Source organism: Zavarzinia sp. CC-PAN008, from assembly GCF_051903925.1.
Lineage (GTDB): Bacteria > Pseudomonadota > Alphaproteobacteria > Zavarziniales > Zavarziniaceae.
The window spans coordinates 3,787,265-3,810,885 of record NZ_CP173678.1 but is presented as its reverse complement, the minus strand read 5'-3'; the positions used below and the strand labels follow the sequence as shown (position 1 = coordinate 3,810,885).

The window sequence follows — 23,621 nt, the reverse complement described above, 5'->3', positions numbered from 1 at the left end:
TGATGGCGGGCACCGATCGACGGCAGGAGGGCGTGGCGGGACCGGCCCCCGCCGTCATCCTGGTCAAGCCGCAGATGGGCGAGAACATCGGGGCGGCAGCGCGTGCCATGCGCAATTTCGGCCTGCGCGAGCTGCGCCTGGTCGCCCCGCGCGACGGCTGGCCGAACGAGAAGGCGGTGGCGTCCGCCTCGGGCGCCGACGACATCCTGGCCACGGCGCAGGTCTTCGCCACGACGGCGGAGGCGCTGGGCGACCTGCACCTGGTGCTGGCGACGACCGCGCGCGACCGCGACATGGTCAAGCCCGTCATCACCCCCCGGACCGCCGCCGCCCAGGCCCGCACGGCGCTGGCCGGCGGACAGAAGGTCGGCCTGATGTTCGGTGCCGAGCGCATGGGCCTGGAGAATGACGATGTCGCCCTGGCCGACTCGCTTGTCCAGATTCCGGCCGATCCCGCCTTTGCCTCGCTCAACCTGGGCCAGGCAGTGCTGATCCTGGGCTATGAATGGCGCCTGCTGGAGGATGTGCGGCCGGACGCGATGCTGCGCCTGGGCGACAGCGTGCCCGCGACGCGTGGCCAGCTGATCGGCCTGTTCGAGCAGCTGGAAGCCGAGCTGGACGAGGCGGACTTCCTGAAGCCGCCGGAAAAGCGCCCGACCATGGTGCGCAACCTCCGCAACCTGTTCGAGCGCGCAGGCCTCACCACGCAGGAAGTGCAGACCCTGCGCGGCGTCGTTCGCGCCCTGGTCGGCCGGCGCCAGCGCATCGGCAACAACATCCGCTGACGTCTCGCAGGCCCCTGGTGGGCGCTACCAGCGTTCCTCGCCACGGGCCAGGCACTCGAACCCGCCATCGGCGTAGAGCACCTGCCCGGTGACCAGCGCATTCTCGGCACTGACGCACCAGGCGACCAGGTCGGCCGCGCGCTCGACCCGGCCGGGGCAGGCATCGCGCAGGGGTGCCATGGCGCGCATGGCGGCGTGGGCCTGAGGATTATCCAGGACCCAGGCGGCGGCCGGCGTCTCCACCAGGCCGAAGGCGACGACGTTGAGCGGGATGCCGGCCTGGGCCCAGGATGGGCGGACGGCCATCCGGCGGCACCACTGGTTCAGTGCGAACTTCGCGCTGGTATAGAGGTCCAGGCCGGTCCGCCCCGCCTCCAGCGCGCGCGCCGCCTGGCGGATCGCTGCGGCTTCGTCACCCGCCAGGCAGTCCTCGACGATGCCCGGCTCGGGCGGCCGCAGCGCGCTGATCGACGAGATGGCGACGGCACGGCCGGCGTCGCTGCCCTGCAGCAGCGGGTGCAGGCGTTCGAGTGTTGCCACGGCACCAAAGAAGTTCAGCGCGATCATGCCCTCCGCCGGTCCGCCGCCCGCATTGGCCACAACCCCGTCCAACTGGCCGCCGCACCGTGCGGCCGTGTCCTCGGCCAGGGCCGCGCGCCCCGCCGGGGTTGTCAGGTCGGCGATCACGTCGGCCCCGTGAAGGTCGCTGGTGATGACCCGGGCGCCGCCTGCGGCCAGGCGGCGGGCGACGGCGGCGCCGATGCCGGAGGCAGCCCCGGTGACCAGATAACAGCGGCCGCGATGCGCCTCGTCAGGCATGGTATCCTCCGTCTCATCGAATGTACCGTACGGTTCGGTACGGATAGCGATACAGCCGTACTGGCGGGTACGCAAGAGCTGGACGCGGTGCCGGGAGCGGGCTAGGTAGGGGGATGGAGACTGCGTCCAGCCGAGCGCCGCGGGAGGAGCGCCGCCAGGAGATCCTGGACGCCGCCTTCCAGGAGTTCGCGGCCAAGGGCTATGCCGGCGCCAGCATGGCGGCCATTGCCCGAACCGCGCGTGCGTCCAAGGAGACGCTCTATGCCTGGTTCGGCAACAAGGAGCAGCTGTTCAGCACGTTGTTCCAGGCGCGGCTGCAGGGCACGACAAGGGGCAGCGCCGCAGCCCTGGCCCAGGGCCAGCCGCCGGACGTGGTGCTGCCCATCATCGCCGAGGAAACCCTGCGTTTCGTCCTGGCGGTGGAGCCGCTGAGCCGCGCCATCGTCGCCGATGGCCCGGGCGGAGCAGCCCTGCGCATGGCCGGCGGCGTGATCGACGAGGATCGCCGCCGCTTCGCCGCAATCTTCTGCCTGTGGCGCGACCAGGGGCACCTGGCTTTCGACGACGACCCGATGGAGATCGTGTCCCTGTTCGTCGCGATGGCGCAGGGCGAATGGCCGACCCTGCTGGCCCTGGGCGCGGTTGATGCCATCACAGACGTGATGATCGCGGCCCATGCGCGCCGCGTGACGCGCATTCTTCTCAACGGCCTGGCGCCCAGGCAGCCGGCCTAGCGGGCGCCCAGTTCGGCCAGGACGTGGGCCAACCCGATGCGCCAGTCGGCTGGCGTGACACCAAAAACCGCGCCGATCCGCCGGCAGTCCAGTACGCCATTGGCGGGCCGCCGCGCCGGGACCGGATAATCGGCCGACGCGATGCGGACCACCCGCGGGCGCGGGTGCAGGGTCGAGGCCGCGAAGATCTCCTCGGCGAAGCCGGCCCAGCTCAGCGGGCCGGCGCCCGTCAGGTGGAACAGGCCGGCCTGCCCGGGCGCCGGCGTCGTGACCATGGCCCGCGCCATGACCAGCAGGGCCTGCGCCAGGTCGGCGGCGCAGGTCGGCTGGCCGTGCTGGTCGTCGACCACCTGCACCGCGTCATTGGCGGCGCCCACGCGCAGCATCGTCTTCACGAAATTGCTGCCGAAGGGTGAGAACACCCAGGACGTGCGCACGATGGCGGCATGGCCGCCCGCCGCCCGGACGGCGGCCTCCCCCGCCAGTTTGCTGCGGCCATAGGCGCCCAGCGGACCGGGCGCGTCATCCTCGGCATAGGCGCCGGGCCGGTCGCCGGCGAAGACATAGCCGGTCGAGATGTGCAGGAACGGCACGCCGAGCGCCGCGCAGACGCGCGCCGCCACTCCCGGCAGCGTGGCGTTGACCGCCATCGCCAAGGCCTCCTCCTGCTCCGCCTGGTCGACGGCGTTGTAGGCGGCCGCGTTGATCACGGCGACCGGCCGCGCGTCGGCGATCAGCGCCGCAACGGACGCGGGCTGCGCCTGCTCGCGCCCGACGCAGGCGACGGTGCAGCCGGTGGCCGGACCGTGGCGCGCAAGTTCCTGCGCGACCTGTCCGTGACGGCCCAGGACAAGGATCCGCATGCCGCCGCTCAGCCCGCGTCCGAGCCGCGGGGATTGAGCGCGCCCGAGGTCGGCGTCGTCTGCGGCATCGGCACGAAGCGACCCTGCAGGTCATTGGGCAGCGGCGCGCGCCGCGTCATCCGCCAGATGATGAAGGCGGCGAACAGCGCCGTGGTCAGGGCCGCATAGCCATAGAGGCCGGCGGTGCCGACCCGTTCCATGGCAAAGGAGGCGATGGCAGGCCCCGCGACGGAGCCCGCCGCCCAGCTGAGCAGCAGGCCGCTGGATACCTCCACTACCTGGCGATTCTCGGCGAAGTCGATGGCGTGCGCGATGGCGACGGGATAGATCGCGAAGGCGATGCCGCCATAGGCAACCGCCAGGACTGCCAGGACGACGACATTGCCGGTCGGGATCGCCGCCACCAGCAGCGCGACGAGGGCCGTTGCGATGGTGATTCCCAGCAGGACCCGGCGGCGGTCGAAATGGTCGGACAACCAGCCGATCGGCCATTGCAGAACCAGTCCACCCAGGGTCAGGGCGGTCATCACGGTCGCGATCTGGGCCGTGTCCAGGCCGCGATTGCCCAGCATGATCGGGCTCAGCGACAGCACCGCCGTGTTGATGACGCCGGCGACGAAGGTGCCGACGATGCCGACCGGCGAGATGCGATAGAGCTGCAGGAAGTTGAGGCGGACGCTGCCGGCGATGGACGGGCTTTCGGCCCGCGTCAGGGACACCGGGACTAGGCACAGGGCATAGGCCATGGCCGCCAGCGCGAACAGGACCGGGCCATGCGGGTCGGCCGAGGTCATCAGCATCTGGCCCGCGGAATAGGCCAGCTTGTCCGAGATCATGTAGCAGCCGATCACCAGGCCGCGAGAGGCTGCGGGCGTGCGCGCCTGCAGCCACGACTCGGCGATGGTGAACAGGCCCGCGGCACACAGGCCATTGCCGATGCGCAACGCGAACCAGAACCAGGGACTGTCCCAGATCACGAAGGCGAGGGTGGCCGCGCACATGAAGCCGCCGAATGCGGCAAAGGCGCGGATATGCCCCACGCTCTGGATGATCACCCGGCCGCGCAGGCAGCCCAGAAGGAAGCCCAGCGGGTAGCCGGTCAGGATCAGGGCGATCGCGCCGTCCCCGACCTGGTCCATGTCGAGGCGGACGGACAGGAACGTGCTGAGCAGACCCGTCCCGACGGATACCAGGCCGATCCCCAGCAGGATCGAGCCGACGGCCAGGACTGCAGGCATGTCACGCCCCGGTTTGATGTCTGGACTGGGAGGGCGCCACGCCCGACGACGCGCCCAGAGACGCGCAGGCCATTCTAGTCGGCGGGCGCCGCCCGGACAATCGGCGCGCCACCGGGCGCACGGAGGTCGCGCAGGCGGGGCAGGGCGGCGTCCTTGGCCGAGATGGTGGCCGCGTCCGCCGCGATGGGCCAGGCGATGGCAAGGTCGGGATCGCGCCAGTGGATCCCGGCATCGTGGTCCGGCGCATAGGCCGCGTCGACCTTGTAGAGGACTTCCGTGTCCGCCTCGAGCGTACAGAAGCCATGCGCGAAACCCGCCGGCACGAACAGCTGGCGGCCATCGCGCGCGTCAAGCTGCACCGCGACATGCCGCCCGAAGCAGGGCGAGGCGGGACGGATATCGACGACGACGTCCAGGATGCTGCCCCGCAGCACGCGCACCAGCTTGGCCTGGCCATGAGGCGCGTGCTGGAAGTGCAGGCCCCGGACGGTGCCGGCCGCGCGGGACAGGGACTGGTTATCCTGGATGAATGCGACAGGTCCCACCTGGGCCTCGAACGCGCCCAGGGAAAAGACCTCGCTGAACCAGCCGCGCTGGTCCTCGAACCGCGCGGGCGTCAGCAGGAACACCCCGGCCAGGGCCAGGGGCTCGACATGGAGTGGGGCAGGCATCGATGCGGTTGATGCCGCGCTCAATAGGCTCCGTCGCGGCGGAACACGATCAGCACGGTCTTCAGGATGATCTTGATGTCGAGCAGGAACGACCAGTTGCGGATGTAGTACAGGTCGGCCTTGACCCGGTTCGTCAGCTGGTCGGGTTCGTCGCACGCGCCGCGCAGGCCGTTGACCTGGGCCCAGCCGGTGATGCCCGGCTTCATCGCGTGGCGATCACCATAGTTCTCGACCAGGTCGTGGGTCGCCTTGCCCTGGATCGACATTTCCAGCGGATGCGGGCGCGGTCCCACCAGCGACATCTCGCCCCGCAGGACGTTCAGGACCTGGGGCAGTTCGTCGATGCTGGTGCGGCGCAAGAACGCACCGAGCGGCGTCACGCGCGGGTCGTTTCGCTGCGTCTGGTTGCGTCCGCCGTGATCCAGCTTGTCCGTGTACATTGTTCGGAACTTGTAGATCCAGAACACCTCATTGTTGAGGCCGGCCCGCTTCTGCTTGAACATGATCGGGCCTGGACTGGTGATCTTGATCGCGATGCCCACGAGAATCAGAACAGGCAGCAACAGGAGCAGCGCAACAAACGCGCAGGTCCGATCGAACACCTCCTTCGACAGGGGTGCCGACTTCCGGTAGGGGGTCTTGTTCGGGGAGGACTGAGGCACGGTACTTGAAGTCATTGCAAATGACCGACCGTCAATACTCATAGGGCCTCTCCAGCTTTACCCGCTGCGGTATGCTGTAACGCAGCATTGAACAAGGTCAAGCGACATAGCGCCGTGGCTGCGACGGCCGTCACGTTCCGCGGGAAAATTGAAGGGGTTTCACGGCGCCAGGCGGAACGCGCGCGCCCATCGATATTGCGACGCAACAAACCCGTCCGCGGGTCCACCGGCCGGCGCCGGCTTGTAATGTCGCCCAGAGTTGATATGGGAGCCGACATGAGGGTCCTCGTTACGGGCGGTGCCGGTTTCATCGGTTCTGCCGTCGTCCGCCACATGATCGGCACGCTCGGCCTGAGGGTCGTGGTGGTCGACAAGCTGACCTATGCAGCCAGTCTGGCATCACTCACCCCGGTTTCGGACAGTCCTTACTATAAGCTCGAAATCGCCGATATATGCGACGCGGTCGCGATGCTGCGCATTTTTCGTGACCATCAGCCCGACGCCGTCATGCATCTGGCGGCGGAATCGCATGTTGACCGCTCGCTCGACGGCCCCGCAGCCTTCATCCAGACCAACATCGTGGGCACCTATACCCTGCTGGAGGCGGCGCGGACCTACTGGGCCGGACTGCCGCCGGAGCGTCGCGCGGCATTCCGCTTCCATCATGTCTCAACGGACGAGGTGTTCGGCTCGCTTGGGGCGGAAGGCCTGTTCGACGAGAGCACGGCCTATGCGCCGACCAGCCCGTATTCCGCCAGCAAGGCCTCGGCCGACCACCTGGTGCGGGCGTGGCACCATTCCTTTGGGCTGCCCGTGGTCATCAGCAACTGTTCCAACAATTACGGGCCTTATCATTTCCCCGAGAAGCTGATCCCGCTCACGATCCTGAACGCGCTGCATGGCCAGGCATTGCCGGTCTATGGCGGCGGCACCAATGTGCGCGACTGGCTGCATGTCGAGGATCACGCCCGCGCGCTGTGCCTGATCCTGAGCCAGGGACGGGTGGGGGAGAGCTATGCCGTCGGGGCCAATGCCGAGCGGCGCAACATCGACGTGGTCCAGGCGATCTGCGTTCTGCTCGACCGGCTGCGGCCACAGCCGGGGCGGCGCCATGCCGACCTGATCCGCTTCGTGACCGACCGGCCCGGCCATGACGCCCGCTATGCGATCGACAGCAGCCGCCTGCGCAGCGAACTGGGCTGGACGCCGCAGCGCACGTTCGAGGAGGGCCTGGCCGACACGGTCCGCTGGTACCTGGACAACGAGGCATGGTGGCGCCCCTTGCGCGACGGCGTCTATGGCGGCGAGCGCCTGGGGAGCAGCGGACTGGGAAGCATCGGACTGGGAAGCATTGGCGCGGGGGCGACCGCGCCATGAAGGGGATCATCCTGGCCGGCGGCTCCGGCACGCGGCTGCACCCGCTGACCACTGTCGTCAGCAAGCAGCTGCTGCCCGTCTATGACAAGCCGATGATCTACTACCCGCTGTCGACCCTGATGCTGGCGGGGATCACCGACATCCTGGTGATCACCACGCCCCGCGACCAGCCGCAGTTCCAGACCCTGCTGGGCGATGGCAGCCGCTGGGGCATCCGTCTCAGCTATGCCGCGCAAGCCAGGCCGGAGGGGCTGGCCCAGGCCTTCCTGATCGGCGAGCAATTCATCGGCAAGGATCCCGTCTGCCTGGTCCTTGGCGACAACATCTATTTCGGCCACGGCCTGACGGAGCAGCTGGAGGCGGCGGCGCGCCAGGGGCAGGGCGCCACGGTCTTCGGGTACTGGGTGCGCGATCCCGAACGCTATGGCGTGGTCGAGTTCGACGCCGCGGGTCGTGCCCTGTCGATCGAGGAGAAGCCGCGCGCGCCACGCTCGCACTGGGCGGTCACCGGCCTCTATTTCTACGACAACGACGTGGTCGAGATTGCACGGCGCGTCCGCCCATCCAGGCGCGGCGAACTGGAGATCACGGACGTCAACCTTGCCTATCTGGCGGCGGGGCGGCTGAAGGTCGAGCGCCTTGGCCGCGGCTATGCCTGGCTGGACATGGGCACGCCGGAATCGCTGATCGAGGCGGGCACCTTCATCCAGGCGATCGAGCGGCGCCAGGGATTGAAGATCGCCTGCCTGGAGGAAATCGCCTTCACCCGGGGCCTGATCGACGCGGATCACCTGCGTCGGCTGGCCGAACCCCTGGCGTCCAGCGACTATGGCCGCTACCTGCTCAGCCTGCTGCAGGTGTGACGGATGCCTGTTGTTTTGGGCGGGGGGCACTGCTAGTAGGACGTTTGGCCGGCACTTTTTCGCTGCGGGCAGGGACGACGCGCCGCAGCGGGACGGCGCAGGGTCCGGTTGCCATGGGCTGATCTGCCGATTGGGCTGACAGGGAGCGCGGGAACAGGGCGGCGAGCCCAACTGATCTGCGGTGATCGCGTTCGACCACCCGCGTGCATCAATGTGAGAAAGGCTGGATGAGACGGTTACGCAAGCGCGTCCTCGTGACGGGTGGCGCTGGATTCGTGGGCTCGCACCTGTGCGAACGGCTGATCGCGGCGGGCGACGACGTCCTGTGCGTGGACAATTTCTATACCGGCTCGCGCGACAATGTCGCCCACCTGCTGTCCAGCCCGCAGTTCGAACTGCTGCGCCATGACGTGACGCACCCGCTCTATGTCGAGGTGGACGAGATCTACAATCTCGCCTGCCCGGCCTCGCCCATCCACTACCAGCGCGACCCGGTCCAGACGACCAAGACGAGCGTGCATGGCGCGATCAACATGCTGGGCCTTGCCAAGCGCGTCGGGGCCAAGATCCTCCAGGCCTCCACCAGCGAGGTCTATGGCGATCCGCATGTCCATCCGCAGCCCGAAAGCTACCGCGGCAACGTCAATCCGATCGGGCCACGCGCCTGCTACGACGAGGGCAAGCGCTGCGCCGAGACGCTGTTCTTCGACTATTACCGGCAGCACGCGCTGCGCATCAAGGTCGCGCGGATCTTCAATACCTATGGGCCGCGCATGCATCCGAACGATGGCCGCGTGGTGTCCAACTTCGTGGTCCAGGCGCTGCGCAACGAGCCCATCACCGTCTATGGCCAGGGCAGCCAGACCCGCTCCTTCTGCTTCGTCGACGATCTGGTCGAGGGCCTAATCCGGCTGATGAACTCGCCGGACGAGGTCACGGGGCCGATCAACCTCGGCAATCCGAAGGAATTCACCATCCTGGAACTGGCGCAGCAGGTCATCGCCCTGACCGGCTCCAAGTCCGAGATCCGTCACCTGCCGCTGCCCGAGGATGATCCGCTGCAGCGTCAGCCGCAGATCGACTTGGCACGCGACATCCTGGGCTGGGCGCCGACCGTGGCGCTGGCCGACGGCCTGCCGCGCACGATCGAATACTTCGCCTCGCTGGAAGAGGTGATGGGCGCCGCCGCCCTCTAGCGGCGTGCCCGCTCAGGCGGGCGCGGTCGCCTTGCGCAGCACCGCCTCGAACTGGTCGGTGATGCGCTCGATGTCGAAGGCGCGGGTGGCATGGGCGCGGGCATTGGCGGCCATCCGCTCGCGCAGGTCGGGCGCCGCCAGCAGGCGCTCCAGCGCCGAGCAGAACCCGTCATTGTCGTCCGGCTCGACGATCAGGCCGGCCCCCGCCCCGACGACGGTGCGCGCGGCCAGGTTCTCGGCCGGGATGGCGCACAGCATCGCCCGGCCCACGCACATGTAGCTGAGCACCTTGGACGGGACCGAAAACTGCCCGGCCTCCTTCTCGATCAGCGCGACCAGCACGTCGGCCGAGGACAGCACCTCGGACAGGCGCTCGAACGGCTGCCAGGGCAGCACGCGCAGGTTTTCCAGGTTGCGCGCCTTCTGCTCCTCGGCCAGGCGCTCGGCCGCGGGGCCGTTGGAGACGACGACGACGGCGACGTCGCCCCGGCCGGCCTGGGCCAGGCGCTGTGCCGCATCGGCCAGGACCAGCGGATTGTGCTTCAGGCCCAGGATGCCGGAATAGACGACCAGCGGCCGCCCCGCCAGGCCCTGCTCCCGCTTCCAGGCATTCTCCTTCTCCACCGGCACGATCTCGTCCAGCGGGGCCCAGTTCTCGATCACGTCGACCTTGGACGCCGGCATGCCGCGCCGCGCGAGTTCCGGCAGGAAGTCCTGCGTGATTGCGATGACGCGCCGCGCCCGCGCGCCGAAAGCCCGCTCCAGGCCGCGATACCAGGCGCCCGCGGCACGGCCGACCAGGCCCGACTTGCGCGAGAGCACCGACTCGATGCCGATCGAATAGATGTCCTGGACCCACCAGACCAGGGGCAGGTCGCGCGGCAGGTTGCGCGCGGCACTGGTCAGGACGTCGTCCGGCGTGTTCGAGAACACGACGACGTCGGGATTGAATGCCTTCAGGTCGCGCGCCAGAAGCGCGCCGACCGAGCGTTCCTGCCGGATGCGGGCAAGGTACTTGTACTTGTCATAGGGATGATCGGGGGCGACGCCGTGGAGGATGAAGCCCTCCGGATCGTCGGCCCTGCGCGAGAGGGCGGCGCGGGCCACCGACTTGGGAAAGTAGCTGTGCTGGACCACGTGGCCACGCGCGACCAGGGCGCGCGACAACTGCACGGGAAAGGCATAGGGAACGAATTCGTGCAGGGCAATACGCATCAGCTTCCGCCTGTGGTTCCAACTGCGTTCGTCAAGAAAAGTAAATGCAGGTCAATGTACCGTCGGCCGCGCGGCCTGCATTCTCGAAATAGTGGTCAAGCGATCCGTCCGATTCGTCACTAGACTACGATCGCGCGGGCTTCTTGCATGCGTCCTGTCGCTGCTGTATGAAGAGACCGATCAATTCAGTGGCGGGCTGGGACTTGGGCGCTATCGTTACTGGGGCCAGTGGCTTCATCGGAACCTATTTGATCGACACGCTGGTCCGACAGGGCGACTTCCCGATCGTGGCCATTGATATCCTGCCACCCCGCCGCCGTCATCCCCAGGTGCAGTACGTCACGGCGGACGTGCGCCAGCCGCTGGACCAGGTCGACCTTGGCGGCGCCGACGGCGCCAGCTTCGTCTGCTACAACTTCGCGGCCGTGCACACAACGCCCGGCCACCCGACCCACGAATACTACGACACCAACATCTCCGGCGCGTTGAGCGTCGTCGCGCTGTGCAGCCGCCTCGGGGTTCCGCACATCGTCTTCACCAGCTCGATGTCGACCTATGGTCCGAACGAGCAGCCCCGCACGGAGCGCGATGCGCCCGAGCCGGTGTCCGCCTATGGCAAGTCGAAGTACCAGGCAGAGGGGATCCACCGCCTGTGGGCCGCGGCGGACCCATCGCGCAAGGTGACCATCGTGCGCCCGGCGGTGGTCTTCGGTCCGGGGGAAGGGGGCAACTTCACGCGCCTGGCGCGGGCCCTGTCCCGGCGGATCTTCGCCTATCCCGGCCGGCGGGATACGGTGAAGTCATGCATCTACGTGGGCGAGGTGGTGCGGTCCATGGGCTTCGCGATCCAGCGGCCGGAGCCCGTGTACCTCTACAACATGGCCTATCCCAAGGCCTACACGATCGAGGACATCGTGAAGGCCTTCGGCGAGGCGGCGCAGCTGCCCGGGGCCATCGGCACGCTGCCCTATGGCCTGATGCGCGGGGCATCCGTGCCGTTCGAATACCTGGCCAAGGCGGGGATCAAGACCGGCATCCACCGCGAGCGGATCGACAAGCTGGTGCGCTCCACCAACATCGTGCCCGAGCGCCTGCTGACCGACGGCTATGCCTTCGAGACCGATCTGGTGGAAGCGATCCGCCGCTGGCGCCGCGAATCGCCGGACGGGACCCTGACCTGAGTTCCAGGGCCGGCGGTGGCCCGGCTGGCGGCGCCGGCAGGCGGACCCGTGGCATCATCACGCCATGCCGCGCCTTGCCAAAGGGTCGATCCGCGACCTAAAAGAGCCGCGGACTGCGTCGTCATGTTGCGGTGCAACAGACGGCTGGATGCCTTTTCGCTGAGGCCCGCCCCGCCGGAACATCCCGCGGGTGCGCGCCACGATCCTCCCAGCTGGAGCTAGACATGGGTTCGAAGGTTGCCTTGATCACCGGCGTGACGGGACAGGATGGCGCCTATCTTTCCGAGCTTCTGCTGGAGAAGGGCTATGTCGTCCACGGGGTCAAGCGGCGCTCCTCGCTCATCAACACCCAGCGAATCGATCACCTTTATGTCGACCCGCACGAGCGGGACACCCGCTTCTTCCTCCATCATGGCGACCTGACCGACGCCACCAACCTGATCCGCCTGATTGCCGAGACGAAGCCGGACGAGATCTATAACCTGGCGGCGCAGAGCCACGTCCAGGTCAGCTTCGAGACCCCCGAATACACTGCGAACGCTGACGCCATCGGGACGCTGCGCCTGCTGGAGGCGATCCGCATCCTGGGCCGGGAACAGTCGGTGCGCTTCTACCAGGCCTCGACCTCCGAGCTCTATGGCAAGGTCCAGGCGATCCCACAGAACGAGACGACGCCGTTCTATCCGCGCAGCCCCTATGCCGCGGCCAAGATCTACGCCTACTGGATCACCGTGAACTACCGCGAGGCATACGACATGCACGCGTCCAACGGCATCCTGTTCAATCACGAGAGCCCGATCCGCGGCGAGACCTTCGTGACGCGCAAGATCACGCGCGCTGTGGCCGCGATCCAGCATGGCCAGCAGGAGCGCCTGTACCTGGGCAACCTGGATGCCAAGCGCGACTGGGGCCACGCGCGCGACTATGTCGAGGGGATGTGGCGCATCCTGCAGCAGGACAAGGCGGACGACTACGTGCTGGCCACGGGCGAGATGCACAGCGTGCGCGAGTTCGTGGAACTGGCCTTTGCGGCGGTCGGCCGGACCATCGCCTGGTCGGGCGAGGGGGTCGACGAGGTCGGCACCGACACCGCCACCGGCAAGGTGGTGGTGGCGATCGACCCCAAGTATTTCCGCCCGACCGAGGTTGACCTGCTGCTGGGCGATGCCAGCAAGGCACGCGCCAAGCTGGGCTGGACGCACACGACGAGTTTCCCCGACCTGGTGCGCGAGATGGTCGAAGCCGACATGAAGGTCGCGGCGCGGCCGCAAGGCTGAGGAGGACACAGCATGTTCCAGATTGCCGGCCGTCGCGTCTGGGTCGCGGGCCACCGTGGCATGGTGGGCTCCGCCATCGTGCGCCGCCTGGAGCGCGAGGGGTGCGAGGTGCTGACCGTGTCCCGGGGCGAGGTCGACCTGCGCGACGCCCAGGCCGTGGCCGCCTGGATCGCGGCCAACCGGCCGAACCTGGTGTTCCTGGCCGCCGCCACCGTGGGCGGCATCCTGGCCAACGACACGCGGCCGGCGGAATTCCTCTACGACAACCTGGCGATCGAGACGGCGATCATCCACGGCGCCCACCGGGCCGGGGTCGAGAAGCTGGTCTTCCTGGGGTCGTCCTGCATCTATCCCAAGTTCGCGGAACAGCCGATCCGCGAGAGCGCCCTGATGACCGGTGCGCTGGAGCCGACCAACCAGTGGTACGCGATCGCCAAGATCGCGGGCGTGATGCTGTGCCAGGCCTATCGCGCGCAATACGGCGCCGACTTCATCTCGGTCATGCCGACCAATCTCTATGGCCCGCACGACAATTTCGACCTGGCCGCCAGCCATGTGATCCCCGCCCTGATGCGCAAGGCACACGAGGCGAAGGTTGCGGGTGCGCCGGCGATGGGCGTGTGGGGCACCGGCGCGCCGCGGCGCGAGTTCCTGCACGTGGACGACCTGGCCGATGCCTGCGTGCATCTGGCGCGGGTCTATTCCGGGCCGGACCCAATCAATGCCGGGACCGGCGTCGACCTGCCCATCAAGGACCTGGCCCAGCTGATCTGCAAGGTCGTGGGTTTCCAGGGCCGGCTGGAGTTCGACACGTCCAAGCCGGACGGCACGCCGCGCAAGCTGCTCGACGTCTCCGCCCTCCAGTCCCTGGGCTGGACCGCGCGCATCGACCTGGAGGACGGCCTGCGCACGACCTATGACTGGTTCGTCCAGAACGGTGCCGGCCGGCGCGCGGCGTGATGGCCGAGCCGCCTGACCCGACGGCGCCTGACCCGACGGTCCAGGTTCGCTACCAGGATCTGCGCACGTCGCGGATCCCGCCCGGCTTCCGCGGTCGGCACGCGGTCATCGTCCAGCTGTGGTGGATGGTCCAGGCGACGCTGTTCCGCCTGTCGCCCCAGGTGCTCTATGGCTGGCGGGCATTCCTGCTTCGCCTGTTCGGCGCCAAGGTGGGCAAGGGGGTCATCCTGCGCCCCACGGTCACCGTCACCTATCCCTGGAAGGTCGAGATCGGTGACCATTCCTGGATCGGCGACGACGCCGTGATCTACAGCCTGGGGCCCATCCGCATCGGCAACGACACGGTCGTGTCGCAGTCCTGCTACCTGTGTGCCGGGACGCACGACTATACCGACCCCAGCTTCCCGATTTCCGGCCCGCCGATCGTGATCGAGGATCAGGTCTGGCTGGCGGCCGACGTCTTTGTCGCGCCGGGTGTCACGGTCCATCGCGGCGCCGTGGTCACCGCCCGCTCGACCGTCACGCGCGACATGCCGCCCGGCATGATCTGCATCGGCAACCCGGCGGTTCCGGTGCGGCCGCGCAAGAGCAGGGTTCAGCGGTAGGGATCGTCGGTCGCCAGGTAGCGCTGGACATAGAGCGCCACGCCATCCTCCAGGCTGGTCGTGTTGCCGCCAAAGCCGGCGGCGCGCAGCCGGGCCATCGGAGCCTCGGTGAAGTACTGGTACTTGCCGGCCAGGGCGTCGGGCATGTCCACGAAGTCGATGCGCGGGGGCTGGCCCAGAGCCGCGAACAAGGCATGGCCCAGGTCCAGCCAGGAGCGTGCCCGGCCGCTGCCCAGGTTGAACAGGCCCGACACCGACGGGTTGGCCAGGAGCCAGAGCACGGCGTCGACGACGTCGCCCACCCAGACGAAATCGCGCATCTGCCCGCCATCGCCATAGTCCGGATGGCGGGACCGGAACAGACGCAGGGGCTCGCCGCCCCGCACGCTCTCGAACGTCTTGCCCAGGACGGAGCGCATGTCCCCCTTGTGGTACTCGTTCGGCCCATAGACGTTGAAGAACTTCAGGCCAGCCCATTGCGGCGGCTGCGGCCGGCGGTCGGCGACCGCACGGGCCACGAAGCGGTCGAACAGGTGCTTGCTCCAGCCATAGGCGTTGAGCGGGCGCAGCCGGGCCAGCGCCTCGACCGAGAAGGCGTCGTCAAAGCCGGCAGCCCCGTCGCCATAGGTCGCGGCGGACGAGGCATAGACCAGCGGAACCCCGTTCGTGGCGCACCAGGACCACAGCATCTTGGACAGCCTGAAATTGCTGTCGGCGATCAGGTCGGCATCGCGCTCCATCGTGCTGCTGATGGCACCCATGTGGACGATGGCCTCCAGCTCGTGGCCATTGCGGGCCAGCCAGTCGGCAAGGCCTGCGGGGTCCACCAGGTCGGCCAGTTCGTGGCGCCCCAGGTTGCGCCACTTATCGTCAGTCCCGAGGACATCGCAGACAGCAGGCGGGCGACCCAGGTCGCTGAGGGCTGCCACGATGTTGGAGCCGATGAAGCCGGCGCCGCCGGTGACCAGGATCATGTTCGCACTTCCCCGGGCGGTCCGGTGGCGCCCAGTACTGTCGGCCAAGGGATTCGTCCCGCAGGACGCCGTGCCATGACGCACGACCGCGCTGGCAGGGTCAATGGCGGGAGGCGTGGCACGGGGTCGTGCCGAGACGGGTGACTCGGCCCTTTCGCGATCGTATACCCCTGCCGCAATGTCGACGCAGCAGAGCCCGCACCAGGCGGACGAATCGCCCAGGCCCATCCTGGTGATCGGACCGTACCCTCCGCCGGTCCACGGCTTCTCGGTGATCACGCAGGCGCTGGCCGACCGGCTGGAAGGCCACTGCCCGGTAATCCGCTGCAACCTTGCGGCACCGCCCTCGGCGGGGTGGCTGCGCACGCCGCTTCAGATGGCGCTCGCAGTGCGGGCGGCGCTTGCCATCGTGGGCCACAGGCTGCGCGGGGGCCGCAGCGTCTCCATGGGGGTGAATGGCGGGTTGGGGCTGGTCTACAACCTGCTGCTGGTCCTGGCCGCGCGGGCAAGCGGGCAGCGCCTGTACCTGCACCATCATTCCTATGGCTACATCAACCGGCGCTCGACCCTGATTGCTCTGCTGGACCGCATGGCGGGCAGGCAGGCCATCCATGTGTTCCTGGCGCCGTGCATGGCGGCCTCCTTCCGCCAGCGCTATCCGGGGCCGGGGCGCGACCTGGTCCTGCCGAACGCGATCTTCGTGCCGCCTGCGGCACCTGCCGTGCGGGCTGAGGGCATGCTGCGCGCGGGGCTGCTCAGCAATCTCAGCCGGGAGAAGGGGCTGCACGATTTCCTGGCGACCGCGGCGCGCCTCAAGGCCCTGGCCGCCCCTGTGGAGATGATCCTGGCCGGCCCCGCCCCCCTGGCCGAGGACAGGAGCCTGATCGAGGCCGCGGTGGCGCGGGGTGAGATCAGCTGGCGCGGACCGCTCTATGGCGCGGACAAGCAGCAGTTCTTCGCCGATATCGACGTCTTCCTGTTTCCGACCCGCTATGTCTTCGAGGCCCAGCCAACGGTGATCTACGAGGCCTTCGCGGCGGGGGCGGGAGTCGTCGCCTTTGACCGGGGGGCGATTCGCGATCAGGTCAGGGACTGCCTGCTCGTAGTCCCCGATGATGTCGACTTCGCCGCCGTGGCAAGCGATCTTCTGCGGACGCTGGCAGGCGAGGGTGAGGAGCGCCTGGCTGGAATCGCCGCGCGCGCGCGCCAGCTGCACGCCGACGACAGCCGCCTGGGGGCGCAGGTGGTGGCGGGCATGGCTCGCTAGGGCCAACGGGACAGGACAGGGAATGCATGTACTGGTGACCGGCGGCGCCGGCTATATCGGCAGCCATGTCTGCAAGGCGCTGGCCCGGCATGGTCATCTGCCGATCACCTTTGACGACCTGTCCTATGGCCACCGGGCAGCGGTGCGCTGGGGGCCGATCGAGGAAGGAAGCCTGCTGGACGCCGATCGCCTGCACGCCGTGATCGCCGCGTACCGGCCGGAGGCGGTGCTGCACTTCGCCGGCCTGATCTCAGTCGGCGAATCGGTGGCGGACCCGGCACGCTATTACCGGACCAACATCGCCGGCTCGCTGAACCTGCTCGACGCGATGCGCACGGCAGGGACGCGGCGCATCGTCTTCTCCTCCACGGCCGCAGTCTATGGCATCCCCGACCAGGTGCCGATCACAGAGGACAGCGCCGAGCGGCCGATCAATCCCTACGGCTTCACCAAGCTGGCGATCGAGCGGGCGTTGCGCGACTTCGGTCCTGCCTATGGCCTGGATTGGGCGGCACTGCGCTACTTCAACGCCGCCGGTGCCGATCCCGATGGAGAGGTGGGTGAGGCGCACGAGCCGGAGACGCACGCCATTCCGCTGGCCATTGCCGCGGCGGAGGGGCGCCTGCCGGCCTTCCAGGTGATGGGGACCGATTATCCCACGCCCGACGGCACGGCCGTGCGCGACTACATCCACGTGCAGGACTTGGCGGAGGCCCACGTGGCAGCCCTGGCCTATCTGCAGGCCGGTGGTGGCTCCGGTGCCTTCAATCTGGGCACGGGCAGCGGCACGTCGGTCCGGCAGATCGTGGAGGCGGTCGAGCGTGCCGCCGGCCGGCCGGTGCCGGTGCGCCATGGCGCGCGACGGGCGGGCGACCCGGCCATCCTGGTGGCCGACCCGTCCCGCGCCGAACGGGCTTTTGGCTGGCGCGCCGCGATCCGCGATCCCGACCAGATCGTCGCCAGCGCCGTTGCCTGGCACCGCCAGCAATGGGCCCGCGAGGCCGCCGCCAAGGCCTGACCCCGCGCCATCCCGGTGCCGTTCAGGCCCGGCGATAGGTGAGCAGGGCCGAGATCGCGCACACGATGTGGTAGAGCGAGCTGGCCGGGGCAGGCTCCTCGACAAAGCCGCCGTCGACCTGGCAGCGATCCCACCACAGCCCGGCCCGTGGCGTCGCCAGATACCGGGCCAGGCCCTGCCAGGCCTGCGCCGCGGCGGCCTCGTGCTCGCCCGCCCGGTGGGGCTCCAGGCGGGCCATGGTCAGCATGGCCTTCAGCCGCTCGGCCTGCGGCCAGAGCCGCGCGACCGGATCGGTGACATGGCCCGCGACAGCGATGCGGTTCACGGCGACCTGCCGTGCCAGGTCGACGCCGCGGTCACCCATGGCGACAAGGCGGGCGATCACCTTAGGTGGCACGGCCATGCCATGCGCCGCGCAGCGCTCCAGCAGCCATGCCCATTCATACTGGTGCCCGGGCTCGACCACCTCGCCATCGGGGCCTGCCGCGGGGCGCCAGTCCTGGTCGAAGAACTCGCGCAGTGCACCGGTCGCGGGTTCGACCAAGCGCGCCAGACACAGCCCGGTCAGGCCGTCCGCCATGCGTCGCCAGGGAACGTCCTCGCCCTGGTCAAGCCAGGCCAGGGCTGCCTCCAGCAGGTGCATCTGCGGATTCTGCAGCAGGCGCCCGCCATCGGCCGCCTGCTCGCGATAGCCGCCAAGGGGGTGCGCGCGGCTGCCGTCCAGGGCCGCCGCGACGCCGCGGGCGATGGCGGCGGCGTCCTCCGCGCCCGTGGCAAGCCCGGCCTGGAAGGCATAAGCCAGGGCGAAGATGACGAAAGCCTGGTCGTAATTGTCGACCGGCCCGTCGAGCGGGGACCCGTCCGGGGCGACCAGCATGCGGAAGAAGCCATCCGGCCGGCGATGGCGGGCCAGCATGAAGGACAGCGCGTGGCCGGCCGCCTCTCGCCAGGGGCCCGGCCAGCCCAGGCGCCCCGCCTCGCAGAAGGCATAGACCTGCCGGGCCTGGACGCGGCAGCGGCGCGGGCGGTCCAGGGGCAGGCCGTCCTGGTCCAGAACCTCGACACAGCCGCCATGGACCTGGTCCATGCCCCGCTCCGCCCAGAGCGGCAGGGCGAGGTTGAAGAGCCAGTGGCGCGCGGCGTCCTGGGCGGCCGCAAGGTCAAGGCAGGTCACCGGTCCGTCTGCTCCATCGTCCCCGCCGCTTGTGGCGTCCCCGCGGCCTGTAGCCGACACACCGACGCGGCGCAAGGCGGCGCCGTCTGGCACCGCTTGACCGGCCGGTCGCATTCGGCCATGCAGGACCCGGCGTCGCCCGGCCGGATGGCTGGCCTGGCGTCCGGCGTCCGCCGCCCCTGGTCCGAAGGATTCTCATGGCTGACAGTTCGCTCGCGCCCATTGCGATCTTCTGCTACCGGCGCGCGAGACACCTGCAGGAGACGCTGCAGAGCCTGAGTGCCTGTCCCGAATTCGCGAGTTCGCCCGTCTATGTCTTTGCCGACGGCGCCAAGGGCGAGCGCGACCGCGCCGATGTCGCGGACGTGCGGCAGTTGCTGGCGTCGTGGGCCCGGCCCGGCCTGACCGTCGTTGCGGCCGAGGCGAACCAGGGCCTTGCGCGGTCGGTGATCGCGGGCGTCACGCGTCTGTGTTCCGAATACGGCCGCGTCATCGTGATCGAGGACGACCTGCTCCTGCACCCCGCGACGCTGACCTGGATGAACAAGGGGCTGGACGCCCTGGCCGATGACGCGCGCGTCTATCAGGTGTCGGCGCACCAGTTCGCGGCGGAAGGTTTCGAGAACCGGCGCACCGGATCCTATCAGCGCTTCGTCGTCTCGTGGGGCTGGGCCACATGGCAGCGGGCCTGGGCCCATTTCGATCCCCTGGCCACGGGCTGGGAGGCGGTGCGCAGCGATCCCGGCCTGCGGCGGGCGTTCAACTGCAATGACAGCTTCCCGCTGGCGGAGATGCTCGAGGACCAGATGACCGGACGCAGCGACAGCTGGGCGATCCGCTGGAGCTGGTCGGTGTTCCGCCGCCAGGGCCTGACGCTGATGCCGCCGGCGACGCTCGTGCGCAATGTCGGCTTCGACGACCGCGCCACCCACAGCACCCTGGGCGCCCTGAAGCGCTTCATGCCGCGGCCGCCTGAAAATCCGTGGCGGGGGGACGATGCGCCCGACCTGCCGCCGCGCGTCGCCCTGGTGCCGGCCGACGTCGCGGTGTTCGAGCGGGGTCTGCGGCGGACCAACCTGATGCGCAATCGCCGGATCAAGGCGGCCTTGGCGCACCTGCCGATCGTGGGTCAGCGGTTCAGGTAGGGCGGACTGGCAAGGCTGGGGCCGGGTTGGCTCGCGATGTCGAGCGTGGCCTGGCGCTGAAGCGCCTCCGTCTGCTCCGCCCGCCGCCTGGCCGCCGCGCGGCGATCCTCGACGGTCCGCGCGACGATGACGCCCATGGCAAAGAACAGCACCTTGGCCATGGTGATGTTCATGCTGACCTGCTGGCGCACCAGCGCGCCTGCGAGCAGCGCCACCGCGACCAGCAATGCCCAGTCCAGCGCCGGGCGCAGGGCGCCGCGCAGGCCCATGTACAGCGTACCGGCAATGCCGCCGATCAGCAGGGCCGCCCCGATCACGCCGGTATCGGTCAGCATTTCCAGCACCATCTGGTGCGGGTAGATGTTGTTCGACGACCCTTCGATGGCGAAACCGCCAGCGCCATGGCCGATCAGGGGTGAGCTCTCGATCAGGACGAACGCCTGCCTGTACCAGTCCAGGCGCATGGCATTGGACGCGTCGTAGCTGTCGCCACTGTCGCCGATCCCGATGATGCTGATCAGCGCGAAGATGCGGCGCAGCGAGCGATCGGAGTTGATGTAATCCTGGAAGGCGATGGCCGACCCGATCACGGCGCACACGATCAGCACGCTTGCCACGACGAACCGCATCCTGATCCCGTTCCGCAGGATCCAGATTGCGCCCATCACCAGCCAGGTGACGCCTGCGGCAAGGATCACGCTGCGCGTACCGTTCGCCAGGGCAAGCGGCACGACGGCGAAGCCCAGGAAGCCGATCATGATCCCCTTGAACCACCATTTCAGGTTGGTCAGGAAAATGATCAGGACCGGCAGGCCGACCAGGGGAATCTCGAACAGGGTGCCGATGCCGACGGCCGCGAGGCCACCCGTCAGGCGCCCGGTGCTGAGCGGGTTCTGCTTCAGCAGGATGGACGGGCCGAGCAGCAGGACCAGGATTGCGCAGCCAACCAGGAAGTCGCGCATGAAATCGCGCTCGCTGCCGAACGTCCGCCCGACGAAATAGGACGCACCGCACAGGGCCAGCACGCCGGACAGGTACGAGAAGGACACGCCCAGGTCGACAGCCCAGGACATCGACAGGAAATAGTAGGTGAACCAGGCCAGCAGCAGGATCTCGGGCGTGGCTGTCGGCGGGATCGACGGGCGCCGGGTGCATGCGGCGAACACGACCAGGCCCCAGACCAGCATCGAGATCATCGCCCCCGACGGCCCGAAATGGATCGACATCGGGTAGCTGTTCATCAGGCAGGCGGCGATCAGCCCCGGCCGGCGCGGCATCGACCAGATGCTGTAGAGCAGGAACAGCCCGGTCAGCAGGGAGAGCAGCGCGAACATCGGGCTCGTCGACCCCTAGGCAGCGGTCGAGTAGGGGCTCTGGTCCTGCTCCTGCTGCTCCAGATAGGCCTGCTGCCGCTGCCAGGCCCGGGTGCGCTGGCGTGCCTCGGCCGCGAAGATCACGAGCAGGGCGCAGAACACGCCAAAGGCACCGGACGTGACGACCAGGAAGAACGGCCCCGCCATCACCGTCTCGACCGAATCCTTGGGCTGGCCCAGGACCAGCACCACGCTGGATGCGGTCGTGTCGGCCAGCACCTCCTGGCGCAGGGCGGATTCCATCAGTTCCAGCATCCCGCGGCGCACCTCGACCAGGGTGACTTCCGGCAGACGCTGCTGCAGGTAGTACTGGATCTGAAGCGCCTGGTCCTTGCGGATCCCGCGCAATGCCTTGTCCGTCTCCTCGTGCACCATGGTCAGCAGGGGCGCGCAGACCTCCTGCCGGCCGGAGCGGCACACCACCTGGAGGACGCCCGAGATCGGATCCTCGTTGAAGGTGACGATGCGGTTGATCGCAGTGGCCACGTCATCGGCGGTGATGCGGGGATCCCGCGGCGCGCCAAAGAACTCGTAATAGTTGTTGATGATGCCCCGCACCGTGCCGACTCGCCAGGTCTTGGTCGCGTAGTCGACCGCCCCGGGCGGCCACAGCAGGGGCACGACATCGCGTTCGGTCAACAGGATGCGGGCGACGGTCGGCGACTTCAGCATGTACTGGTAGCTGGCAAGGGAGCCCGCGCCGCCGACCAGCTGCTGGATCGACGCCGCGGCGGAGAGACCGTCCGAGAGGCCGCCAAGCGCCCCGCCCAGGGTGTTCAGCAGGCCACCCGAGCTGGACCGGGTCAGGCGGGTGGCGTCGCCCACGATCATCGTCGCCTTGTAGCTGGGGCCCTGCAGCCAGGTGATGCCGATGAACAGGGAGCCCATCACGGAAGCCACGATCAGGCCCAGCAGCCAGCGCCGCCGGACCACCCGAAACGCCCCGCCGACCGTGCTCAATGCCTGCCAAAGTGAGTTCATTGTCCTACCAGTCGATGCGGCAATCTGGTCGATGCGGCATGGTCATGCGGCCGCGCGCGCCCGTGCGCCTCGGTCCGCGCATTTTCAGCCGTGCCTTCGCCCCGGTCAAGTTGCCGGATACAGGCCCCGATGGGGTAATGGCCCGGGACATGGTGCCGTTCGGGCAAGAATATGCCATTGGCTTGTCTTGCGGACCGCGCGATCCTCACAAGATTTCCTGATAGGTTTGGACCAGATTTTCGGCCGAACCGCGCGATGAGTAGTTGGCGATTACGCGGGCGCGCCCACGCATGTTGGGGCCAGGTTCGGCCAGGGCCGCCTTCAGCGCGTCGCGGATGCCGTCACGATCGGCGGGGGTGACGATGCGGGCTGTGTCGCCGACATATTCCGGGGTGCCGCCGCGGTCCGTCACGACCAGGTGGGCGCCACAATAGGCCGCATCCAGCGCCACCAGACCCACGCCCTCGAACAGGCTGGGCAGGCAGAAGGCGGAACAGGACAGCATCTCGTCCAGCATGACGTCGTCGCCGATGCGCCCCAGATAGACGATCCGGGGATGCGCGGCGCTGACCGACTGCAGCCAGGCGGCAAAGGCCGGATCCCCGATCGAGCCGGCAAGGCGCAGGGCGAAGCCCTCCTGCATCGCGATCTCGACCAGCGTGCGCACGTTCTTGCGCGGCTGGCTGAGGCTGCTGACATGCAGGATCGCGCCGTTGCGCGGATGGCGCAGCACGGCGTCGTCCGGAATGTCCCAGGCCTTGCTCATCGGGATATGGACGATGGGCACGCGGTCGCCCGGCACGCCAACGGCCCGCAGGCTCTCCGCCTCGTGCCGCGACCGGGCGAGGACGCGATCCAGCCGACGGCCATAGAGGCGCAGCAGGCGCTGGTTCTGTGCCAGGCGGAGCCGCTCGAACGGCAGGAGCGACACCGCGCCCGCAAGGCGCCCATAGGGCCTGGGCGGGTCGATGATCGGAGAGAAGACCGTGCGCGAGCGGGTCGGGGCCAGGTTCCCGATGAGGCTGTCGCACCACGCGCCATGCTGGAACAGGTGCACCACGTCATAGGACGTCCAGTCGATCGCCTGGTGGGCGGCGGGAAAGTCCACCTGGTGCCCCAGTTCCCGCAGCCCGGCGGCCCAGCAGCGGGCCTGCACCACGACGCCGCTGAACAGGTTGCCATAGAGGCAGGACGGGCTGAGGACATAGGCAATCTTCATCAATGGCTCCGGCGACGGGGGAGC

The 23,621-nt window shown here is 68.7% G+C and carries 23 protein-coding genes; 12 read left to right on the top strand and 11 right to left on the bottom strand.

Translation table 11 applies throughout. From position 1 onward, the window contains the following. Positions 1–2: 2 nt before the first annotated feature. On the top strand, positions 3–785 hold the full coding sequence (locus ACI6GS_RS17855; RefSeq protein ID WP_439814813.1) for an RNA methyltransferase: 783 nt from the start codon (positions 3–5) through the stop codon (positions 783–785). 24 nt (positions 786–809) lie between these two features. On the opposite strand, the gene ACI6GS_RS17850 is transcribed toward ACI6GS_RS17855, so the two are convergent. Then, positions 810–1,604 (bottom strand): SDR family oxidoreductase, encoded by a 795-nt coding sequence (locus ACI6GS_RS17850; protein WP_439814812.1) that lies wholly within the window; start codon positions 1,602–1,604, stop codon positions 810–812. Between the two features lie 113 nt (positions 1,605–1,717). On the opposite strand from ACI6GS_RS17850, the gene ACI6GS_RS17845 reads away from it, so the two are divergent. Continuing rightward, positions 1,718–2,338 (top strand): TetR/AcrR family transcriptional regulator, encoded by a 621-nt coding sequence (locus ACI6GS_RS17845; RefSeq protein WP_439814811.1) that lies wholly within the window; start codon positions 1,718–1,720, stop codon positions 2,336–2,338. Here ACI6GS_RS17845 and rfbD read toward each other — a convergent pair. The 4 genes from rfbD to ACI6GS_RS17825 form a co-directional block, all read right to left on the bottom strand. After that, positions 2,335–3,201 (bottom strand): dTDP-4-dehydrorhamnose reductase, encoded by an 867-nt coding sequence (rfbD, locus tag ACI6GS_RS17840; protein ID WP_439814810.1) that lies wholly within the window; start codon positions 3,199–3,201, stop codon positions 2,335–2,337. The two genes, ACI6GS_RS17845 and rfbD, sit on opposite strands and share 4 nt — an antisense overlap. A gap of 8 nt (positions 3,202–3,209) precedes the next feature. Next, complete coding sequence (locus tag ACI6GS_RS17835) at positions 3,210–4,439, bottom strand: MFS transporter (protein WP_439814809.1); 1,230 nt, start codon at positions 4,437–4,439, stop codon at positions 3,210–3,212. 74 nt (positions 4,440–4,513) lie between these two features. After that, positions 4,514–5,110, bottom strand: coding sequence for a dTDP-4-dehydrorhamnose 3,5-epimerase (rfbC, locus tag ACI6GS_RS17830; protein ID WP_439814808.1), 597 nt, complete (start codon positions 5,108–5,110; stop codon positions 4,514–4,516). Positions 5,111–5,130: 20 nt separating this feature from the next. Next, the gene (locus tag ACI6GS_RS17825) at positions 5,131–5,814 is read right to left on the bottom strand and encodes an exopolysaccharide biosynthesis polyprenyl glycosylphosphotransferase (protein WP_439814807.1); all 684 of its coding nucleotides are present in this window, start codon (positions 5,812–5,814) and stop codon (positions 5,131–5,133) included. A 234-nt stretch (positions 5,815–6,048) separates the two neighbouring features. On the opposite strand from ACI6GS_RS17825, the gene rfbB reads away from it, so the two are divergent. The 3 genes from rfbB to ACI6GS_RS17810 all read left to right on the top strand — a co-directional run bounded on the left by rfbB (position 6,049) and on the right by ACI6GS_RS17810 (position 9,208). Then, positions 6,049–7,149 (top strand): dTDP-glucose 4,6-dehydratase, encoded by a 1,101-nt coding sequence (gene rfbB, locus ACI6GS_RS17820; RefSeq protein ID WP_439814806.1) that lies wholly within the window; start codon positions 6,049–6,051, stop codon positions 7,147–7,149. Next, complete coding sequence (gene rfbA, locus ACI6GS_RS17815) at positions 7,146–8,012, top strand: glucose-1-phosphate thymidylyltransferase RfbA (protein WP_439814805.1); 867 nt, start codon at positions 7,146–7,148, stop codon at positions 8,010–8,012. The genes rfbB and rfbA overlap by 4 nt, the downstream gene beginning before the upstream one ends. 227 nt (positions 8,013–8,239) lie before the next feature. Beyond that, positions 8,240–9,208 carry a UDP-glucuronic acid decarboxylase family protein gene (locus tag ACI6GS_RS17810; RefSeq protein WP_439814804.1) on the top strand — a complete coding sequence of 323 codons (969 nt, stop codon included), beginning with the start codon at positions 8,240–8,242 and terminating at the stop codon, positions 9,206–9,208. A gap of 12 nt (positions 9,209–9,220) precedes the next feature. Here ACI6GS_RS17810 and ACI6GS_RS17805 read toward each other — a convergent pair whose 3' ends face one another. After that, positions 9,221–10,423 (bottom strand): glycosyltransferase family 4 protein, encoded by a 1,203-nt coding sequence (locus ACI6GS_RS17805; RefSeq protein ID WP_439814803.1) that lies wholly within the window; start codon positions 10,421–10,423, stop codon positions 9,221–9,223. Positions 10,424–10,590: 167 nt separating this feature from the next. Between ACI6GS_RS17805 and ACI6GS_RS17800 the strand changes: the two genes are divergently transcribed. The 4 genes from ACI6GS_RS17800 to ACI6GS_RS17785 all read left to right on the top strand — a co-directional run bounded on the left by ACI6GS_RS17800 (position 10,591) and on the right by ACI6GS_RS17785 (position 14,446). Next, positions 10,591–11,604 (top strand): NAD-dependent epimerase/dehydratase family protein, encoded by a 1,014-nt coding sequence (locus tag ACI6GS_RS17800; protein WP_439814802.1) that lies wholly within the window; start codon positions 10,591–10,593, stop codon positions 11,602–11,604. 224 nt (positions 11,605–11,828) lie between these two features. Next, the gene (gmd, locus tag ACI6GS_RS17795; protein ID WP_439814801.1) at positions 11,829–12,881 is read left to right on the top strand and encodes a GDP-mannose 4,6-dehydratase; all 1,053 of its coding nucleotides are present in this window, start codon (positions 11,829–11,831) and stop codon (positions 12,879–12,881) included. Between the two features lie 12 nt (positions 12,882–12,893). Continuing rightward, positions 12,894–13,841 carry a GDP-L-fucose synthase gene (gene fcl / locus ACI6GS_RS17790; protein ID WP_439814800.1) on the top strand — a complete coding sequence of 316 codons (948 nt, stop codon included), beginning with the start codon at positions 12,894–12,896 and terminating at the stop codon, positions 13,839–13,841. After that, positions 13,841–14,446: a putative colanic acid biosynthesis acetyltransferase gene (locus ACI6GS_RS17785; RefSeq protein WP_439814799.1), complete on the top strand. Its 606-nt coding sequence runs from the start codon at positions 13,841–13,843 to the stop codon at positions 14,444–14,446. The genes fcl and ACI6GS_RS17785 overlap by 1 nt, the downstream gene beginning before the upstream one ends. On the opposite strand, the gene rfaD is transcribed toward ACI6GS_RS17785, so the two are convergent. Then, entirely contained in the window at positions 14,437–15,420 is a 984-nt protein-coding gene (gene rfaD, locus ACI6GS_RS17780) for an ADP-glyceromanno-heptose 6-epimerase (RefSeq protein WP_439814798.1), read from the bottom strand. The two genes, ACI6GS_RS17785 and rfaD, sit on opposite strands and share 10 nt — an antisense overlap. A gap of 178 nt (positions 15,421–15,598) precedes the next feature. Here rfaD and ACI6GS_RS17775 point away from each other — a divergent pair, with 178 nt between their 5' ends. Together ACI6GS_RS17775 and galE are read left to right on the top strand one after the other, a co-directional pair. Next, positions 15,599–16,687 carry a glycosyltransferase family 4 protein gene (locus ACI6GS_RS17775; RefSeq protein WP_439814797.1) on the top strand — a complete coding sequence of 363 codons (1,089 nt, stop codon included), beginning with the start codon at positions 15,599–15,601 and terminating at the stop codon, positions 16,685–16,687. Positions 16,688–16,709: 22 nt separating this feature from the next. Continuing rightward, positions 16,710–17,705 carry a UDP-glucose 4-epimerase GalE gene (gene galE / locus ACI6GS_RS17770; protein ID WP_439814796.1) on the top strand — a complete coding sequence of 332 codons (996 nt, stop codon included), beginning with the start codon at positions 16,710–16,712 and terminating at the stop codon, positions 17,703–17,705. Positions 17,706–17,727: 22 nt separating this feature from the next. Here galE and ACI6GS_RS17765 read toward each other — a convergent pair whose 3' ends face one another. Next, entirely contained in the window at positions 17,728–18,879 is a 1,152-nt protein-coding gene (locus ACI6GS_RS17765) for an AGE family epimerase/isomerase (RefSeq protein WP_439814795.1), read from the bottom strand. Between the two features lie 197 nt (positions 18,880–19,076). On the opposite strand from ACI6GS_RS17765, the gene ACI6GS_RS17760 reads away from it, so the two are divergent. Beyond that, positions 19,077–20,024 (top strand): glycosyltransferase, encoded by a 948-nt coding sequence (locus ACI6GS_RS17760; RefSeq protein WP_439814794.1) that lies wholly within the window; start codon positions 19,077–19,079, stop codon positions 20,022–20,024. Here the strand turns inward: ACI6GS_RS17760 and ACI6GS_RS17755 are convergent. The 3 genes from ACI6GS_RS17755 to ACI6GS_RS17745 form a co-directional block, all read right to left on the bottom strand. Beyond that, on the bottom strand, positions 20,009–21,358 hold the full coding sequence (locus ACI6GS_RS17755) for an O-antigen ligase family protein (RefSeq protein ID WP_439814793.1): 1,350 nt from the start codon (positions 21,356–21,358) through the stop codon (positions 20,009–20,011). The genes ACI6GS_RS17760 and ACI6GS_RS17755 overlap by 16 nt on opposite strands. A gap of 15 nt (positions 21,359–21,373) precedes the next feature. Then, positions 21,374–22,378, bottom strand: coding sequence for a hypothetical protein (locus ACI6GS_RS17750; RefSeq protein WP_439814792.1), 1,005 nt, complete (start codon positions 22,376–22,378; stop codon positions 21,374–21,376). Between the two features lie 205 nt (positions 22,379–22,583). Then, complete coding sequence (locus ACI6GS_RS17745) at positions 22,584–23,597, bottom strand: glycosyltransferase (protein ID WP_439814791.1); 1,014 nt, start codon at positions 23,595–23,597, stop codon at positions 22,584–22,586. Positions 23,598–23,621: the final 24 nt, after the last annotated feature.

What these genes read in the sequence shown, in the direction of transcription:
- ACI6GS_RS17855 (WP_439814813.1), top strand. Translation starts at nt 3, where the DNA reads ATGGCGGGCACCGATCGACGGCAGGAGGGCGTGGCGGGACCGGCCCCC.
- ACI6GS_RS17850 (WP_439814812.1), bottom strand. Translation starts at nt 1,604, where the DNA reads ATGCCTGACGAGGCGCATCGCGGCCGCTGTTATCTGGTCACCGGGGCT.
- ACI6GS_RS17845 (WP_439814811.1), top strand. Translation starts at nt 1,718, where the DNA reads ATGGAGACTGCGTCCAGCCGAGCGCCGCGGGAGGAGCGCCGCCAGGAG.
- rfbD (WP_439814810.1), bottom strand. Translation starts at nt 3,201, where the DNA reads ATGCGGATCCTTGTCCTGGGCCGTCACGGACAGGTCGCGCAGGAACTT.
- ACI6GS_RS17835 (WP_439814809.1), bottom strand. Translation starts at nt 4,439, where the DNA reads ATGCCTGCAGTCCTGGCCGTCGGCTCGATCCTGCTGGGGATCGGCCTG.
- rfbC (WP_439814808.1), bottom strand. Translation starts at nt 5,110, where the DNA reads ATGCCTGCCCCACTCCATGTCGAGCCCCTGGCCCTGGCCGGGGTGTTC.
- ACI6GS_RS17825 (WP_439814807.1), bottom strand. Translation starts at nt 5,814, where the DNA reads ATGAGTATTGACGGTCGGTCATTTGCAATGACTTCAAGTACCGTGCCT.
- rfbB (WP_439814806.1), top strand. Translation starts at nt 6,049, where the DNA reads ATGAGGGTCCTCGTTACGGGCGGTGCCGGTTTCATCGGTTCTGCCGTC.
- rfbA (WP_439814805.1), top strand. Translation starts at nt 7,146, where the DNA reads ATGAAGGGGATCATCCTGGCCGGCGGCTCCGGCACGCGGCTGCACCCG.
- ACI6GS_RS17810 (WP_439814804.1), top strand. Translation starts at nt 8,240, where the DNA reads ATGAGACGGTTACGCAAGCGCGTCCTCGTGACGGGTGGCGCTGGATTC.
- ACI6GS_RS17805 (WP_439814803.1), bottom strand. Translation starts at nt 10,423, where the DNA reads ATGCGTATTGCCCTGCACGAATTCGTTCCCTATGCCTTTCCCGTGCAG.
- ACI6GS_RS17800 (WP_439814802.1), top strand. Translation starts at nt 10,591, where the DNA reads ATGAAGAGACCGATCAATTCAGTGGCGGGCTGGGACTTGGGCGCTATC.
- gmd (WP_439814801.1), top strand. Translation starts at nt 11,829, where the DNA reads ATGGGTTCGAAGGTTGCCTTGATCACCGGCGTGACGGGACAGGATGGC.
- fcl (WP_439814800.1), top strand. Translation starts at nt 12,894, where the DNA reads ATGTTCCAGATTGCCGGCCGTCGCGTCTGGGTCGCGGGCCACCGTGGC.
- ACI6GS_RS17785 (WP_439814799.1), top strand. Translation starts at nt 13,841, where the DNA reads ATGGCCGAGCCGCCTGACCCGACGGCGCCTGACCCGACGGTCCAGGTT.
- rfaD (WP_439814798.1), bottom strand. Translation starts at nt 15,420, where the DNA reads ATGATCCTGGTCACCGGCGGCGCCGGCTTCATCGGCTCCAACATCGTG.
- ACI6GS_RS17775 (WP_439814797.1), top strand. Translation starts at nt 15,599, where the DNA reads ATGTCGACGCAGCAGAGCCCGCACCAGGCGGACGAATCGCCCAGGCCC.
- galE (WP_439814796.1), top strand. Translation starts at nt 16,710, where the DNA reads ATGCATGTACTGGTGACCGGCGGCGCCGGCTATATCGGCAGCCATGTC.
- ACI6GS_RS17760 (WP_439814794.1), top strand. Translation starts at nt 19,077, where the DNA reads ATGGCTGACAGTTCGCTCGCGCCCATTGCGATCTTCTGCTACCGGCGC.
- ACI6GS_RS17755 (WP_439814793.1), bottom strand. Translation starts at nt 21,358, where the DNA reads ATGTTCGCGCTGCTCTCCCTGCTGACCGGGCTGTTCCTGCTCTACAGC.
- ACI6GS_RS17750 (WP_439814792.1), bottom strand. Translation starts at nt 22,378, where the DNA reads ATGAACTCACTTTGGCAGGCATTGAGCACGGTCGGCGGGGCGTTTCGG.
- ACI6GS_RS17745 (WP_439814791.1), bottom strand. Translation starts at nt 23,597, where the DNA reads ATGAAGATTGCCTATGTCCTCAGCCCGTCCTGCCTCTATGGCAACCTG.